General features: G+C 69.8%; 13 protein-coding genes and 1 riboswitch. Of the genes, 6 read left to right on the top strand and 7 right to left on the bottom strand.

Features of this window, described 5'->3' with window-relative positions; genetic code table 11:
* The first annotated feature begins 317 nt into the window (after nucleotides 1-317).
* Nucleotides 318-1,907: a phosphoglycerate dehydrogenase gene (serA, locus tag LCN96_RS47840; protein WP_225269036.1), complete on the top strand. Its 1,590-nt coding sequence runs from the start codon at nucleotides 318-320 to the stop codon at nucleotides 1,905-1,907.
* Nucleotides 1,908-2,326: 419 nt separating this feature from the next.
* On the opposite strand, the gene LCN96_RS47835 is transcribed toward serA, so the two are convergent.
* A complete protein-coding gene (locus LCN96_RS47835) occupies nucleotides 2,327-3,142 on the bottom strand; it encodes a class I SAM-dependent methyltransferase (RefSeq protein ID WP_225269035.1) in 816 nt (271 codons plus the stop codon).
* A gap of 100 nt (nucleotides 3,143-3,242) precedes the next feature.
* Here LCN96_RS47835 and LCN96_RS47830 point away from each other — a divergent pair, with 100 nt between their 5' ends.
* A complete protein-coding gene (locus tag LCN96_RS47830) occupies nucleotides 3,243-3,641 on the top strand; it encodes an SSI family serine proteinase inhibitor (protein WP_225269034.1) in 399 nt (132 codons plus the stop codon).
* 58 nt (nucleotides 3,642-3,699) lie between these two features.
* On the opposite strand, the gene LCN96_RS47825 is transcribed toward LCN96_RS47830, so the two are convergent.
* A complete protein-coding gene (locus LCN96_RS47825; protein ID WP_225269033.1) occupies nucleotides 3,700-4,233 on the bottom strand; it encodes a C40 family peptidase in 534 nt (177 codons plus the stop codon).
* 132 nt (nucleotides 4,234-4,365) lie between these two features.
* Nucleotides 4,366-4,510, bottom strand: a riboswitch (cyclic di-AMP (ydaO/yuaA leader).
* Nucleotides 4,511-4,608: 98 nt separating this feature from the next.
* Between LCN96_RS47825 and LCN96_RS47820 the strand changes: the two genes are divergently transcribed.
* Nucleotides 4,609-5,646 (top strand): 3-isopropylmalate dehydrogenase, encoded by a 1,038-nt coding sequence (locus LCN96_RS47820; RefSeq protein WP_225269032.1) that lies wholly within the window; start codon nucleotides 4,609-4,611, stop codon nucleotides 5,644-5,646.
* A 226-nt stretch (nucleotides 5,647-5,872) separates the two neighbouring features.
* Nucleotides 5,873-6,970: a branched-chain amino acid aminotransferase gene (locus tag LCN96_RS47815; protein WP_225269031.1), complete on the top strand. Its 1,098-nt coding sequence runs from the start codon at nucleotides 5,873-5,875 to the stop codon at nucleotides 6,968-6,970.
* Between the two features lie 30 nt (nucleotides 6,971-7,000).
* On the opposite strand, the gene LCN96_RS47810 is transcribed toward LCN96_RS47815, so the two are convergent.
* The 3 genes from LCN96_RS47810 to LCN96_RS47800 form a co-directional block, all read right to left on the bottom strand.
* Nucleotides 7,001-7,540, bottom strand: coding sequence for a Uma2 family endonuclease (locus LCN96_RS47810; protein ID WP_225269030.1), 540 nt, complete (start codon nucleotides 7,538-7,540; stop codon nucleotides 7,001-7,003).
* A gap of 82 nt (nucleotides 7,541-7,622) precedes the next feature.
* Nucleotides 7,623-8,606 (bottom strand): aldo/keto reductase, encoded by a 984-nt coding sequence (locus LCN96_RS47805; protein ID WP_225269029.1) that lies wholly within the window; start codon nucleotides 8,604-8,606, stop codon nucleotides 7,623-7,625.
* 7 nt (nucleotides 8,607-8,613) lie between these two features.
* The gene (locus LCN96_RS47800; protein ID WP_225269028.1) at nucleotides 8,614-9,258 is read right to left on the bottom strand and encodes an O-methyltransferase; all 645 of its coding nucleotides are present in this window, start codon (nucleotides 9,256-9,258) and stop codon (nucleotides 8,614-8,616) included.
* 59 nt (nucleotides 9,259-9,317) lie between these two features.
* Between LCN96_RS47800 and LCN96_RS47795 the strand changes: the two genes are divergently transcribed.
* Both LCN96_RS47795 and cimA read left to right on the top strand, forming a co-directional pair.
* Entirely contained in the window at nucleotides 9,318-9,965 is a 648-nt protein-coding gene (locus tag LCN96_RS47795) for a DsbA family protein (RefSeq protein WP_225269027.1), read from the top strand.
* Nucleotides 9,966-10,177: 212 nt separating this feature from the next.
* Complete coding sequence (gene cimA, locus LCN96_RS47790) at nucleotides 10,178-11,755, top strand: citramalate synthase (protein WP_225269026.1); 1,578 nt, start codon at nucleotides 10,178-10,180, stop codon at nucleotides 11,753-11,755.
* 21 nt (nucleotides 11,756-11,776) lie between these two features.
* Here the strand turns inward: cimA and LCN96_RS47785 are convergent, their stop codons facing one another.
* Together LCN96_RS47785 and LCN96_RS47780 are read right to left on the bottom strand one after the other, a co-directional pair.
* The gene (locus LCN96_RS47785) at nucleotides 11,777-14,470 is read right to left on the bottom strand and encodes a DUF6185 family protein (RefSeq protein ID WP_225269025.1); all 2,694 of its coding nucleotides are present in this window, start codon (nucleotides 14,468-14,470) and stop codon (nucleotides 11,777-11,779) included.
* A 64-nt stretch (nucleotides 14,471-14,534) separates the two neighbouring features.
* A complete protein-coding gene (locus tag LCN96_RS47780; RefSeq protein ID WP_225269024.1) occupies nucleotides 14,535-16,136 on the bottom strand; it encodes a heparinase II/III family protein in 1,602 nt (533 codons plus the stop codon).
* Nucleotides 16,137-16,228 lie beyond the last annotated feature (92 nt).

Genomic DNA, 16,228 nt, shown 5'->3' with positions numbered 1-16,228 from the left:
TCGGCAAGAGCGCCCAGCAGGCGATGGGGAGTGCCATGCTGTGCGAGCACGTCGGCAAGCGCAGGATTCCCGATGCTCATATGACGAACCATAGGTAGTCGGCCACGGCTTATCAGGCTAATGGCGAATAAATCTCCCGATCAAGACAAAGATGTGAGCGGAGTGGATGAGTTTGCCGGGAGGTGGGTACGCCGGGATCCGTCTCACATGGTGGCCCCTCGTGAATACGTTCACAAGCTGCGGATACACTCTGTGGGACCGCCGGGGGGTTCCGTGGACGGTGACCCCCCTCCGCCGTGCCTTAAGGATGCACAGACGTGAACAAGCCCGTCGTTCTGGTCGCAGAGGAGCTGTCCGAGGCTGGCCTCGCCGTACTCGGAGCTGATTTCGAGGTCCGCCACACCGACGGCGCCGACCGTTCCCAGTTCCTGCCCGCTCTCGCCGACGTGGACGCGCTCATCGTGCGCTCCGCCACCCAGGTCGACGCCGAGGCCATCGCCGCGGCGCCCAAGCTGCGCGTGGTCGCCCGCGCCGGGGTCGGTCTCGACAACGTCGACGTCGAGGCGGCCACCAAGGCCGGTGTCATGGTCGTGAACGCCCCGACCTCCAACATCACCAGCGCCGCTGAGCAGACGATCGCCCTCATCCTGGCCAGCGCGCGCAACACCGCCCAGGCGCACGCCGCGCTGAAGAACGGCGAGTGGAAGCGCTCCAAGTACACCGGCGTCGAGCTCGACGAGAAGGTCGTCGGCATCCTCGGCCTCGGCAAGATCGGCCAGCTCGTGGCGCAGCGCCTGCAGCCGTTCGGCGTCGAGCTGATCGCCTACGACCCCTACCTGCCGCCGGCCAGGGCCGCGCAGATGGGCGTCAAGCTGCTGAGCCTCGAAGAGGTGCTCAAGCAGGCCGACTTCCTCACCGTTCACCTGCCCAAGTCCAAGGAGACGATCGGGCTCATCGGTGACAAGGAGCTGCACCAGGTCAAGCCGAGCGTGCGCATCGTCAACGTGGCCCGCGGCGGCATCGTGGACGAGAGCGCGCTCTACTCGGCGATCAAGGAGGGCCGGGTCGCCGGCGCGGGCCTCGACGTCTTCTCCAAGGAGCCCTGCACCGACAGCCCGCTGTTCGAGCTGGACCAGGTCGTCGTCACGCCGCACCTCGGCGCCTCCACGCACGAGGCCCAGGAGAAGGCCGGCACCCAGGTGGCGCGCAGCGTGAAGCTGGCGCTGGCGGGCGAGTTCGTGCCCGACGCGGTCAACGTCCAGGGCGGCGCCGTCGCCGAGGACGTCAAGCCGGGCCTGCCGCTGGCCGAGAAGCTCGGCCGGGTCTTCACCGCGCTGGCCGGCGAGGTGGCCACCAAGCTCGACGTCGAGGTGCGCGGCGAGATCGCCGCCCAGGACGTGCGGGTGATCGAGCTGGCCGCGCTCAAGGGCGTCTTCGCCGACGTGGTCGAGGAGCAGGTCACCTACGTCAACGCGCCGCTGCTGGCCAAGGACCGCGGCATCACCGTCGAGCTGGTCACCAGCTCCGAGAGCCCCGACTGGCGCAACGTCGTGACCGTGCGCGGCGTGCTCGCCGACGGCCGCACCGTCTCGGTCTCCGGCACGCTGTCCGGCCCCCGCCAGATCACCAAGATCGTGGAGGTCAACGGCTACGAGATGGAGATCGAGCCGACGGCCCACCTGTGCTTCTACACCTACACCGACCGCCCCGGCATCGTCGGCGTGGTGGGCAGGCTGCTCGGCGAGCACAGCATCAACATCGCCTCGATGCAGGTGGCCCGTGACACCAAGGGCGGCAAGGCGCTCATCGCGCTGACCGTCGACTCGGCCATCCCCGCCGAGGTCGTCGAGCAGATCGGCACCGAGATCGGCGCCGAGAGCGGCCGCTCGGTGGACCTGGAGGACTGACCTCCGCCGGAGCCTCGTCGAGGGCCGTCACCCGTTCCGGGTGGCGGCCCTTTGCGTCTCAGCATGCAAGATAGTAGGACTTCCGAGCAGATCCTCGGGTACTGTGGCTGCTAATGCGCCAGGTGTTCGTACTCATTGCCTGCCGCGGCGGGGCCTGTTAGGGCAGGTCGACGACCCGCCGCGGAGAGCGGCGTTGTGTCGGCCAATAAGTCCCTTTCGTCCGGTCCGTGACCCGGACCACGAGATCAGGCCCGGTCGGATTCGCGACCGGAGTCCGGCTTCCCACTGGAAACGCGTCCGCGAGATGAGCTGAGTCACATGTACGACATGTATGCCTGGAACCGTACGGAAGAGCAGCAGGACGAGGCCGCCGAGGCCCTGCAGACCGCGCTGGACCGCCGCGACAACGGCGGCGCCCCTCAGAATTCGAGCCGGTAGAAGACCGCCGTCCGCCGCAGCGCGGGCACGAGCTTGATGATCGTGCCCACCGCCCGGTGCGTGGCCGACAGGCGGTTGAAGCCGTCGATGTCGAACGCGCTCAGCGCCTCCAGGCAGCGCAGCCCTGGATGGATGGCCAGCAGCTCGGCGGGGCCGTCGATCGCCCAGTGCATCGTCGCCCCCGCCTTGCGCACCGGCCGGTTGAGCCGTTGCAGCCGCAGCCCGAGCGGGCTCAGGGCGTCGAAGACGAAGGCGCCGCCGGGGAAGCGGTCCACGATCGCCCGCACCAGCGCCGGGCCCTGCACCGGGTCGAGGTAGTAGAACAGGCCCTCCGCCACGACCAGCGCGGGGGCGTCCGCGGGCACCTGCTCCAGCCAGCCGAGGTCGGTGACGGAGGTCCCGATCAGGGTGTGGCCCGGCCGCTCGGGGAACAACCGCCGGCGCAGCTCGACGACCTCCGGGTAGTCCACGTCGTACCAGCGCACGGACGGCGGCGGGTCCATGCGGTGGACGCGGGTGTCGAGCCCGCAGCCCAGGTGCAGCACGGTCGCGTCCGGGCGCGCGGCGAGGAACTCGCCCGCCCACCGGTCGACCAGGCGCGCCCGCAGTGCCACGGCCCTGGCCATCTTGGCGTCGAGCCCGGTGCTGCCGAAGTCGTGGTCGATCCGCTCGATCGTCTCGGCCGCCAGCCGGTCGCCGAGGATGGGGTGCGGGGATCGGGCGTCGAGGGCCCTGCCGTACAGGGTGGCGAGGAGAGTGGCCTTCTCCTCGGTCAGGTGCACCTTCTCGGGGGACATACCCGACACGGTACGCCCAGGGTACGAAGACCTGCCCCTGTGGATACGGAGAGTGTTGGTAACGTCGCTCTGCGTATTCACCCATGCAGGAGGTTCCCCCATGCGCGCTTCCCTGAGCGTGATCCGTCGTGCCGTGACCGTCGCCCTGCCCGCTCTGTCCGCGGCTGCGCTGCTGGCAGCGCCCGCCCAGGCGCAGGAGTCCTACCTGCGCATCACCACCCACCACGCCGGCAGCACCGCGCAGTGGATCCTGACCTGCGGTCCGGCGGGCGGCATCCACCCCGACCCGCGAGCCGCCTGCGGCATGCTGGACGACTTCGGCGGCGACCTGGACCGCCTCAGGTTCCAGCCAGGCGAGCCGTGCCCGAAGATCTTCGACCCGGTGCACGTGCAGATCAGGGGTGACTATCGCGGCGAGCCCAAGGACTTCGCCGAGGACTATCCGAACCCGTGCTTCGCGGAGCGGCTGGCCGCCCCGATCGTGCCCAGGGTCGGCTGAGCGGGACGGGCGGCCCCGCGGGGGAAAGCGGGGCCGCCCTGGCTCTTTCCGGTAGTGCTCAGAGGGTGGCGGTCAGCGAGGCGGGGACGGGCTCGCGGCGCTCCTCCAGCAGTTGGGCCCACCGGCGCACGCCCTTGGGGTCGGGCCGGACCGCGCCGACGAAGGCCTGCCTGCGCCAGCTCGACAGCTTCTCCTCCTTCACCACGTCGCCCGAGTGCGGCGCGTGCACCATGTAGCCGGGCTTGGAGATCATTCCGACGTGACCCAGGTTGCTGAAGAACACCAGGTCGCCGGGTTCCAGCTCCGTCCAGTCGATCTTTCTGGAGAACGCCCCGTACTGTTCGCGGGCGGTGCGGGGCAGGTCGATGCCGGCCTTCTCGTACGCCCGGAGCATCAGCCCCGAGCAGTCGTAACCCGAGTCGCTGGTCCCGCCCCAGACGTAGGGGATGCCGCGCTTGGTCATGGCGAAGTCGAGGGCGACCTTCCATGCGGGCTTGGGCGCCTGTGCCAGCCTGATGCGCTTGATCTCGGCGCCGGTGAGGGTGGTGTCGTCCTTGTCGGTGACGGACTTCACGGACTTCCAGGACTTCACGGACTTGACGGTTTTGACGGGCTCGGCGGGCTTGGCGGCGAGGTTGTCGCCGGTGGCTGCCTGTGCGGCCGGGGTGGCCAGGATGAGTCCGGCAGACGCCGCTGCCAGGACGATGGCGATGCGAGACAGAAGACTGTCCTTCCATGCGGCCGACCGGGTTAGCTGACGGGCTCGGGCCTGGAAGACAGCCCTACGGCGATACCGCCGATTCGCCCCGGGGGGAAAGATGGGTCCCCGGCTCCACGCAGCTGCTGCGCGGATTAGGCTCGACGGACTCTAACGAAACGGTCAAAAGGTCGCAATCCCCCCAAACCGGACGTCCGCGAGGTGAGATGGTGTGTTCGTCAGGCGAGACGAGCCGGTATGGTTGCCGTCATGGAGTCGCGTAACATCCGCCTGGCCGTCATCCCTGGGGATGGCATCGGCACCGAGGTCGTCGCCGAAGGGCTCAAGGTCCTTGAGGCAGTAGGCACGAAGATCGAGCCCACCCACTACGACCTGGGGGCCGCCCGCTATCACCGTACCGGTGAGACGCTCCCGGACGCGGTGCTCGAAGAGCTGCGCGGCTACGACGCGATCCTGCTCGGCGCCATCGGCGACCCCAGCGTGCCCCCCGGCATCCTGGAGCGCGACCTGCTGTTGCGGCTCAGGTTCGCCTTCGACCACTACGTCAACCTGCGGCCGGTCAAGCTCTTCCCCGGCGTGGCGACCCCGCTGGCCGACACGCCGACCGCGAACATCGACATGATCGTGGTCCGCGAGGGCACCGAGGGCCTCTACGCCGGCACGGGCGGCGTCATGCGGCGCGGCACGCCGCACGAGATCGCCACCCAGGAGTCGCTCAACACCGCCCACGGCGTCGAGCGCGTGGTGCGTTACGCCTTCGACAAGGCCAAGTCCCGCCCGCGCAGGAAGCTGACCCTCGTCCACAAGACGAACGTGCTCACCTTCGCCGGCGACCTGTGGCAGCGCACGGTCGACCGCGTGGCAGGGGAGTATCCCGAGGTCACCACCGACTACTGCCACATCGACGCGGCCTCCATGTTCTTCGTGACCCAGCCCGAGCGCTTCGACGTGGTCGTCACCGACAACCTGTTCGGCGACATCATCACCGACCTCGGCGCGGCCATCGCCGGCGGCATCGGCCTGGCGGCCAGCGGCAACATCAACCCCGAGGGCGCGGCGCCCAGCATGTTCGAGCCGGTGCACGGCAGCGCCCCCGACATCGCCGGCCAGGGCAAGGCCGACCCCACCGCGACGATCCTGTCGGTCTCCATGCTCCTCGACCACCTCGGCCTGCACGACGAGGCGGCCAGGGTCGAGCGGGCGGTCGCCGACGACATCACCGAGCGCCGGGCCGGCCGCAGCACCAGCGAGATCGGCGACGACATCACCGCGCGAGTATCCGGCTAGGACCGCCTAGCCCCGTACGCGCCTGGCGGTCCGAGGAGGACTGCCGGGCGCGTTTTCGTGTTCCCAGGTCAAGGCGGTAATCGGGCCAACCACCCCATCCGCCGCTTGCCATCCCATATAGCGAGACAATAGGAAGTACGAACCGCCCATGCGGAAGCGACAGCTCCCGGACGGGTGACCGGATTCCGGTAGATTTCGGTAGACCGTAGAGAGAAGGACCGCCGTCATGACCATCGCTCCGAAGCTCAGCTTCGACGTGCAGCTATCCGACCACGCTCGCACCGCGGCCGAGCGGGAGCAGGTACTGGCGAACCCGGGGTTCGGGCAGACGTTCACCGATCACATGATCTCGATCGACTACACCGAGGGCGAGGGCTGGCACGACGCCCGGCTCATGCCGTACGGCCCGCTCTCGCTCGACCCCGCCACCTCGGTCTTCCACTACGCGCAGGAGCTGTTCGAGGGCCTGAAGGCCTACCGGCAGATCAGCGGCTCGATCGTGACGTTCCGCCCGTACGCCAACGCCGGCCGTTTCAACCGCTCGGCCGCCCGCATGGCGATGCCGGAGCTGCCGGAGGAGACGTTCGTTGAGTCGCTGGAGCTGCTCGTCCAGACCGACAAGGAGTGGGTGCCCACCACCGAGGGCCACAGCCTCTACCTGCGCCCCTTCATGATCGCCACTCAGGCGGGGCTGGGCGTCAACTACCCGTCGAAGACGTACAAGTACATGGTCATCGCCTCGCCGGCGGCCTCGTACTTCACCGGCGGCATCAAGCCCGTCTCCGTCTGGCTGTCCACCGAGTACACCCGCGCCGCCCCCGGCGGCACCGGCTTCGCCAAGTGCGGCGGCAACTACGCCGCGGCGTTCGTGGCGCAGCGGCAGGCGGTGGAGAACGGCTGCGACCAGGTGGTCTGGCTGGACGCACAGGAGCACCGCTACGTCGAGGAGATGGGCGGGATGAACCTGTTCTTCGTCTTCGGCGACAAGCTCGTCACCCCCTCGCTCACCGGCACCCTGCTGCCCGGCATCACCCGCGAGTCGATCCTGGAGCTGGCCGGCGACCTGGGGCTGGAGACCGAGGAGCGGCTCATCACGGTGGACGAGTGGCAGCAGGCCAGCGCCTCCGGCGACCTCACCGAGGTGTTCGCGTGCGGCACGGCGGCCGTGGTGACGCCGGTCGGCACGGTCAAGGGCGCCGACCGCTCGTGGACCGTGGCCGACGGCACGCCCGGCCCGGTGACGATGCGGGTGCGCGAGGAGCTCGTCGGCATCCAGTACGGCGCCCGCCCCGACACCCACGACTGGATCCACAAGATCGGCTGATCCTCCCGGTGAGCCCGCCGTGCGGCGGGCTCACCAGAATTCGCCGATATGCAGCGACAATTCCCACGGCGCCGGCAGGAACAGCGGCTCGGCGACGCTCGCGATCGTTTCCCGGCCGTATGCGCGGCCACCGGGCTCGCTGTGCAGCCGCACCGTCTGCTGCGCCGGATCGACGATGAGATAAAGCGGCACCCCGGCCGGCGAGTAACCGCACGGTTTGACGTAGTAATCGTCGTAGGAACTGCCGGAGGAAACGATGTCGACGAGCAGCAGCGTCGAATCCCCGTGCACCGCGTACTCCTTGTGCAGCCGCGGCGACTGCGGCACCACCGTCAGGTCGGGGATGTACCGATCGGCCTGCCGGCCCAGGTGGATGGTGATGTTCGGCCAGATCTGCCAGCCCCGCTCGACGGTCGGGCCGAGCAGCGCGCGCAGCACCCGGAACAGCGACATGTTGTGCTGCCAGGTGCCCGCCTCGTTGACCACGATCCGGCCCCGCACCGTTTCGACCCGATATTCGGGATGCAATTCACGCACAGTTCGGAATCGCTCTTCGAGCGGAGCGGCCATGGCGCTGCATCCTTTCTTCGGGCGGAGTGACCGAGCGTATGCCGGGCCGGGGGTGTGAATACAGGGCGTGCGGCCCGCGGATTTACCGGTCGATCCTGCTCAGGTAACCCTCGTCCCCCTGCTCGCCCGCCACGGCCTCCGGCGGCACCAGCGCCTCCAGCCGCCGCACGGTCTCCTCGTCCAGCCGCACCTCGGCGGCGGCCGCGTTGGCACGTACGTTCGCGGCCCTGGTCGTGCCCGGGATAGGCACCGTGCCCCGGTGCACGAGCCAGGCCAGGGCGAGCTGGGCCACCGACAGCCCGCACTCGGCCGCCAGGGCCGCCACGGCGTCCGTCAGCGCCACGTTGCGGTCCAGGTTGCCCTCCTGGAAGCGCGGGTTGCCCCGCCGCCAGTCGCCGGCCCCGAGGTCGGCCCGGGTCCGTACGACGCCGCCGAGCAGGCCCCGGCCCAGCGGGCTGTAGGCGACGAAGCCGACCCCCAGCTCCTCGCAGGCCGGCAGCACCTCCTTCTCCGGGGCCCGGTTGAGCAGGGAGTACTCGGTCTGGAGGGCGGCCACCGGGTGCACGGCGCAGGCCCGCCTGAGCGTGGCGGGGGAGACCTCCGACAGGCCGGCGTGGCGGATCTTGCCCTCCTGGACCAGCTCGGCCAGGGCGCCCATGGTCTCCTCGACGGGGGTGGTCGGGTCGAGGCGGTGCAGGTAGTACAGGTCCACGTGGTCGGTGCCGAGCCGGGTGAGGCTGGCCTCCAGCGCCGTCCGTACGTAGGCGGGACGGCCGAGGCCAGGCCGCAGCCGGCCCCGCTCGTCGGCGTTGCCACCGAACTTGGTGGCCAGCACCACCTCCTCGCGCCGCCCGCGCAGCACCCGCCCGATCAGGCTCTCGCTGTATCCGGCGCCGTAGATGTCGGCGGTGTCGATCAGGGTGATGCCCGCGTCCAGCGCGGCGAGCAGGGCGCCGGTGGCCTCCTGCTCGCTGACCTCGGTGTAGACGCGGGGCGCCAGCGTCATCGCGCCGAAGCCCAGCGCCGAGACCGCCGGGCCGTGCCGTCCGAGCGTGCGGGATCTCATGGTCGCGCTACCCCTTCCTGATCATCGTCATCCCGTCGGCGACGGGCAGGGTCAGCACGGTCACCCGGGGGTCCGCCATCACCAGGTCGTTGAACTGCCGGATCTGCACCGTCGTCGGCTCCTCGTGCGCGGGATCGGCCACCCAGCCCCTGCGCAGCGTGTTGTCCGCCAGGATCAGTCCGCCGGGCCGCAGCCGGTCCATCAGCAGCTCGTAGTAGACCGGGTAGCTCTGCTTGTCGGCGTCCAGGAAGGCCAGGTCGATCGGCTGGTCGAAGGCGGCGAGCGTGTCGGCGGCCGGCCCGAGCGTCAGCGTCACGCGGTCCTCCACCCCCGCCTCGTGCCAGTAGCGGCGGGCGATGGAGGTCCACTTCTCGCTGACGTCGAAGCAGTGCAACGTGCCGCCCGACAGCCCGCGCGCGATGCAGATGGACGAATATCCGGTGAACGTTCCCACCTCCACGGCCACCCGCGGCCCCATGAGCTGCGTGATCATCGTGAGGAACCGGCCCTGGTCGAAGGAGATCTGCATGGTCGCGTCCTCGCCCGCGACCTCGGCGGTCTCCCTCTCCAGCGCTTCCAGCAGGGCGTCGGGCGCGGTGGTGTGCTCGGCGACGTACCGCGCGACGGCGGCGTCGAGGAGGTATGCCTTCATGCGGCCATTGTTTCCGTTTCGGGTAGGGTCTGCGCGATCAATGAGGTGAGAGTGGGCTGATGAAGAAGCGGTTGATGGCGATCGCGCTGGCGTGCGCGGCGATCGCCGTACTCGGGGTGCTGGCGTTCTCGGGGCCGGGCGTGTCGTCCTCCGGCGAGGTGACGCTCACGCGGCAGGCGGACGGCTCGATGGTGCTGGCGGACCTCGGGAGCGATGCTCCCGTGCTCGACGTGTACGAGGACTTCGACTGTCCCGTCTGCAAGGACATGCACGCCAAGGTGGACCCCACGATCAGGAAGCTGGCGCGGGAGGGCAAGGTCAAGGTCGTCTTCCACACCGTGACGATCTTCCAGGAGGAGCCCATGCGCTCCAACTCCATCCGCGCCGCCGCGGCGGCCCGCTGCGTCCCGGCCGAGAGCTGGCTGGCGTTCAGGGACCAGGTGTACGCCATGCAGCCCGCGCCGCACGGCACCGCGTCCGGGTACACCGTCGAGGAGCTGATCGGGGCGGCGCGCAAGGCCGGCGCGTCCGTGGACTCGTGCGTCACCTCGCAGACGTACGCCAGGGCCCACCTGGCGGAGACGGCCAAGATCCCGCTGCAGGGCACGCCCACCGTGGTGCTCGACGGGCAGCTCCTGGGCAACGAGGCGTTCGACCCCGCCGCGCTGGAGCGCCTCATCACCGGCGGTGTCGGCGTGCGGGTGTGAGCCGTGATGTCCATGGAGTGAGACCGGTGTGCCGAATGGTGAATGCGTGTGGCAGACTGGACGGCACCATGTTCTACGGTCTGCTCATTATCGGCAGGCGCGCTGGCTAACGCAGGGACACCGCCAGCGCGCAGACCTCTCACGTCCGTGAGGGGTCTTTTTGTTTTCCCGAACCCACACGGACTTCCGCCTTCCGCAGAGAAGAGAGACTCATGGCCGACGACCGCTTCCACGTCTACGACACGACGCTGCGTGACGGCGCCCAGCAAGAGGGCCTGAACCTCACGGTCGCCGACAAGCTCGCCGTCGCGCGGCACCTGGACAGCCTGGGCGTCGGCTTCATCGAAGGGGGCTGGCCGGGCGCCAACCCCAAGGACACAGAGTTCTTCAGGCGCGCTCGAACAGAGCTCGACCTGAAGCACGCGCAACTAGCCGCGTTCGGCGCGACCCGCCGGGCAGGTGTGCAGGCCGCCGACGACCCACTGGTGGCCGCCTTGCGCGAATCCGGCGCGCCGGTCGTGACCCTTGTCGCCAAGAGTCACGACCGGCACGTGGAGCTGGCCCTCCGCACGACTCTCCAGGAGAACCTCGCGATGATCCGCGACACGGTCTCTCACCTTCGTGCGGAGGGACAGCGAGTCTTCCTCGACGCCGAGCACTTCTTCGACGGCTACAAGTCCAACCCAGCCTACGCGCTGGAGGTCATCAGGACCGCCGCCGAGGCCGGCGCCGACGTCATCGCCCTGTGCGACACCAACGGCGGCATGCTCCCCGACGAGCTGGCCGAGATCGTCCAGGACGCCGTACGCACCAGCGCCCGCGTCGGCATCCACTGCCACGACGACACCGGCTGCGCCGTGGCCAACACCCTGGCGGCCGTCAGCGCGGGCGCCACCCACGTCCAGGGCTGCGCCAACGGCTACGGCGAGCGCTCCGGCAACGCCAACCTCTTCACGGTCGTGGCCAACCTCCAGCTCAAGCGCGGCTTCGAGCTCGTGCCCCAGGAGTCGCTGGCCGAGATGACCCGCATCGCCCACGCGATCACCGAGGTCACCAACGTCACCCCCAACTCCCACGCGCCCTACGTCGGCATGTCCGCCTTCGCCCACAAGGCCGGCCTGCACGCCAGCGCCATCAAGGTGGACCCCAACCTCTACCAGCACATCGACCCCGCCCAGGTGGGCAACGACATGCGCATGCTCGTCTCCGACATGGCCGGCCGCGCGTCGGTCGAGCTGAAGGGCCGCGAGCTGGGCTACGACCTGACCCCCGAGCACACCAAGACCCTCGTCGACCGGGTCAAGGACCTGGAGTCCAGAGGCTTCACCTTCGAGGCCGCCGACGCCTCCTTCGAGCTGCTGCTGCGCGACACCGTCCACGGCGAGCGCAGGCGCCACTTCGAGGTCGAGTCCTGGCGCGTGATCGTCGAGCGCACCAAGGGCGGCGAGCTGGTCAGCGAGGCCACGGTCAAGCTGCACGCCAAGGGCGAGCGCATCGTGGCCACCGGCGAGGGCAACGGCCCCGTCAACGCCCTGGACAGGGCCGTCCGGCTGGCGCTGGAGAAGCTCTACCCCGAGCTGGCCAAGCTGGAGCTGGTCGACTACAAGGTGCGCATCCTCGAAGGCACCCACGGCACCGACGCCATCACGCGCGTGCTCATCACCTCCAGCGACGACACGGCCGAGTGGGCCACGGTGGGGGTCGCCGAGAACATCATCGACGCGTCGTGGCAGGCGCTGGAGCAGGCGGTCACGTACGGGCTGCTGCGCGCGGGGCGCGACTGCTCGTAGGGCGGCCAGGGGCGGAGGCGGTCAGTTCGGTGGTCTGGGGATGTTGAACGGATCGATGCTCGGATACTGCGGCTCACCGCCCTGCCCCCTGAAGAACTGGATGATCGCCAGGATGGCGGCGAGCTGCGCCAGCAGGAACGTGCCCTGCGACGGGATGCTCTCCAGCCGGTAGATCTCGAGCAGGGTGCGGCCGACGCGGCTCCACGGCGGGATCACGTCGCGGACCGTCCGGATGTCGACGATGAGGCCCGCCATGGTCAGCACGGCGAACAGCAGCAGGGCACGTAGCGCCGTCTCGCTGACCGCACCGAGGTCCAGGAGGGCCGCCAGGACGAGGTAGGCCCCCGCGCCGACGGCATACGCGCCGCTGATGGACAGGGCCTTGACCGGTCCGGTGCGGCCGGGCAGCTCCCGCCACAGCAGGCCTAGCAGGTGGCCGGGCAGGAACCAGAAGATCAGGTCCCAGGCCAGGTAGGACGGATACAGCAGGCCCGCCGTCCACTCGAGGTCCGCGGGGCCGCCATGGATCATGATGTCCCGCCACCACAGGTAGGTCATGGGGATCAGGCCGAGGAACATGGTCAGTAGGCCGAGGCGCTGAGCCGACGCGCCGCCCGCCCCCGCCCCGCCCGCCCTCGCCCCGCCCGCCCTCGCCCCGCTCGCCGCTGGGCCGGCGAGCAGCGCGAGGTGCAGCGGGGTGACGCCGCGGGGGAGCCGGGCGGCGCTCCCCGGTGGCCAGCGCACTGCCTCCTCGAAGCACTTCTCCAGACCGTCCGGAGCGGGCTGCGCCTGGTTGTCAGAGGCACGGCCCCGCCGTCTCAGGTCGAGGAACCGGCGGGCCAGATCATGAGCGAGCCCGGCACGCTCGGGGCCGAGGGTCGCGAGCAGGCTGGGACCGTCCGGCTCTGCTGGCCGTTCGAGCGGCCACAGCGAGATGACCCTGGGCCGGCTCGCCCGCAGGATGAACCAGAAGGCGAGCGCCCCCACGGTCACCGTGACGGGGAGCCACAGCCCGGCGTAGGACTCGCTCCAGCTGAAGAGCGGCACGGCGAACACCCACACGATGACCTGCCGCCGGTGCCTGGACAGCCGGGCCCGCGCGCGGGACGCGCCGGGCACGGGATGCCACAACGGGCCGCCTCTGTCGGCGCGGGCACCGGCGGCCTGCCCGCGCAGCCATCCGGCCAGCGCGGCCAGCGGCCAGATCCACACCAGGCCGCCGCCGAGCCACTTCAGCACCTGGAGCGGCAGCCAGAGCAGGTCCCACGTCACCCCCTTGAGCAAGGAGAGATCGCCGACCAGCCATCCCGCCCACACCCTGTCGCGGGCCAGCGCGTAACAGGCGTAGACCACAATCAGCACCGCCATCGCGGTCGCGGTGCGCCAGACCCAGAGCGGCGCCACCGTTCGGGTCGTGCGAGGGACGGCACCGTCCGGCGGGCGGGACGGCGGGTTCCAGGCCAGCCGGGTGCCGTTGAGCACGGCGCTCATCAGCAGGACGAGGAGCAGCAGATCCGCGGCGACGCAGACCACGGGCGTCCAGCCGCCGGACGGAAGCTCTTCGGGAAACGCCTGCTCGCCCAGGCCGATACCGGCGTAGGCCGCCACCACGGCCGCCATGGCCACGGCCGTGGACCGCCGGAGCACGTGGCCCGCCCACAACACCAGCACCGACGCCACGAGCAGCACCGCGGTCGAGCCCCGCCAGTAGGAGGACGTGGACGCGTCGATCGTCTCCTCCACCCAGGTGGCGCAGCCCGCCAGAGCGGTGAGCACGCATGGCACGACGAAGACGCGTGACCGCAAACGCCATCGCCACCACCTTCTGCGGCGCGCCCTGACGGCACTCGCCTGGCGCACCCGCATCGCGCGGGCGTCATGCGCGGGGTCGGGGCCTGCGGGCCGCGGCCAGGCCGAGCGGCGCAACTCGACCGTGCGGGTGCAGACCAGGGCCAGCAGCAGGACCACCAGATCCCAGAAGTGGACCAGGACCGCGCGGATCGGGTGCTGGTTGACGCCCGCCGCGACGCGCGTCTCCGGGTCGGGCAGCATCGTGAACTCGACCATGTCCACGGGATGCCGCCACACCGTGTGCCGGGAGTCAGTGGACTGGGGGAACGGGTCGGCGTTGAGCAGCCAACCTGAGGGGGCCTCCACTGTGACGTCGTGCCAGGGCATGAGGCCGCAGGCCTTCAGCTCGAAGAACCAATGCTCGTTCTCCTCATGCCGGTAGAACGTCCAGGGACCGAACCGCTCCCCAGCGGAGGAGGTGGTGTCGGTGAGCGAGTCGCTGTCGATGCGGATCGTGTCGGTGACCACGACGTCGCCGTTCTCGACCGTCACGAGCGGCATGGAGGACCGCTTCTCCTCCCACTCCCACCCGGGATCGCCCGTCCGCAGGAGGCAGCTCATCAGCCTCTGGTAGCTCCGCTCCCTGGGGCCGGTGAGAAGCGGCTGCGCCAGCGTCGAGTGCCCCGCCACCGTCGCCACCGTGGTCGAGATCAACAGCGGGACGCTCACCCCGGAGCTGTGGATCTTCAGCTGCGTGCGCCGGTGGACCTCGCCGTAGGGCAGGGCCGAGCAGTCAGAAGAGAACATCCCGTGGTCCGCGGACCTCCTGACCGCATCGACCCGGACATCGGCCACACTGAGCAGGCCCACCAGGATCCCGGTCATCCCCGCCAGCACCAAGGCCATCAGGAGAACGCGCCGCATACCGCGATGATGCGGCCCCGGCCGCCCGCGGGTAAGAGCGGCCGGGTGTCAATATCCGGACGAGCTAGATCAGGCCCGACGAGAAGGACACGCCGTCCACCGTGACCTTCCCCCCGGAGCACGACACCTTGGGCGAGTCGGTCCCCGGCACGATCACCGTCAGCAGCGACTTCGCCGCCGGCGACACCACCACGTTCGTGGCCTGCTTCGACAGGTACGTGGGGGAGACCCAGCCCAGCTTGCCGCCCCGCTCCACCTTCTGCCCGCCGACCTTGTCGCACGAGGAGAACTGCAGCAGGGTGACCTTGAACTTGCCGTCGCCCAGCACCACCTTGCCGCCGCCGCTGGAGACGACCTTGAGTGACGGGGCGAAGCGCCAGATGTTGCTGACCTTCTTGCCGCCCGAGGCCGTGTCCAGCACCGCCATCACGTCCTGGCCGTGGTTGACCAGCACCGACCTGGTACGGCTGACCCCGTACGCCTTGTCGGTCACCTTGAACGCCTGCCGGTCCTTGCCGTACGCGCTCTCGACGAGCTTGCTGGCCGTACGGGGCCGGAACCTGGCGCCCACCACGGTCGGCACGTTGTGCGCCTCGGGGGAGAGCGTCCAGTAGCGGTAGGAGCTCTTCTCGTAGGAGTGGAAGCCGCCGTCCATCAGGATGTCGCGGCCCTGCGCGTAGTAGGTGACGCCCAGGTGGTCCTCGTGGCCGTGGAACTTCATGCCCGGCCCGAACCTGATCGAGTAGTACGCCGACTCCGGCTTGCCCCAGGCGGTGCGGCCGAAGACGTAGCCGGCGCGGTACGCCTTGACCTCCTGCTTCGGCGTGCCCGTCTCCATCTTGGGCTCGGTCTCGGCGCTGCCGTCACCGAGGGGCACCATGTAGCCGTTCGGCATGGTCGAGTGGGCGATGAACTCCTTCAGCGCCTCGGCCCGCTCGGCGATCGTGCCGGGCACCTTGCGCTCGCACGCCTTCATGTTCGTCATGGCGACCTGGAGGCGGCCGTAGACGTAGACGGCGTACCTCGGCGCCTGCTCCATGAGCGCGCCCTGCGCGTCGACGTCCAGCTTCACCGTGCCGGTCAGGCGGCTGGAGGCCAGGCTCGCCCAGTCCTTGCGGCCGTACCTGCAGCCGATGCCCATGAGCGCGATGTCCTGGTCGATGCCGTGGTTGTGGCCCTTCTTGTACAGGCTCGGGTTCGCCAGCAGCTTGGCGTGCGCGGTCAGGCTGTCCTTGAGCCAGCTCGCGTTGACGTGCCTGCTCAGGCAGAGCAGCGGCTGGGTGCGCAGCGAGACCGGGTGGTCCTTCCAGGCGTAGGCCGGGGTGCCCTTGGCGCCGTACCTGTTGTGCTCCACCCAGTCCTTGGCGATCTCGGTCGCGCGGTCCAGGTAGCGCCGCTCGCCGGTGTTCTCGTACTCGACGACGAGCGTGCCCATCCAGCGCAGCGAGTGGAAGACGAACTCCCACGACCGGTTCTTGAACGGGCTGGCGTCCCAGTTGATGCTCTTGCCCAGCTTGTACGCGGGCAGCCCCACCAGCGAGATCTCGCCCTGCATGACGTCCGCGGCCGTCGGCGTGCCGGGCAGCCAGTCGCCCTGGCACTCGGCGGTGCGCGTCACCTTGTCGGCCGCCTGCGCCGGGCCCGCGACGGCACCGGTTGCGAGCATGAGGGCAAGAGGGATCGCAAGGCGGCGCACGCCAGGTTCCTTTCGGGACAAAAGGTGAGGGCGGGACATGCTTTCGGACTCTCGATCAACTG

The organism is Nonomuraea gerenzanensis (assembly GCF_020215645.1).
Taxonomy (GTDB): domain Bacteria; phylum Actinomycetota; class Actinomycetes; order Streptosporangiales; family Streptosporangiaceae; genus Nonomuraea; species Nonomuraea gerenzanensis.
Note: the sequence above shows the minus strand (reverse complement) of the source record. Positions and strands in the feature narration are given on the sequence as shown.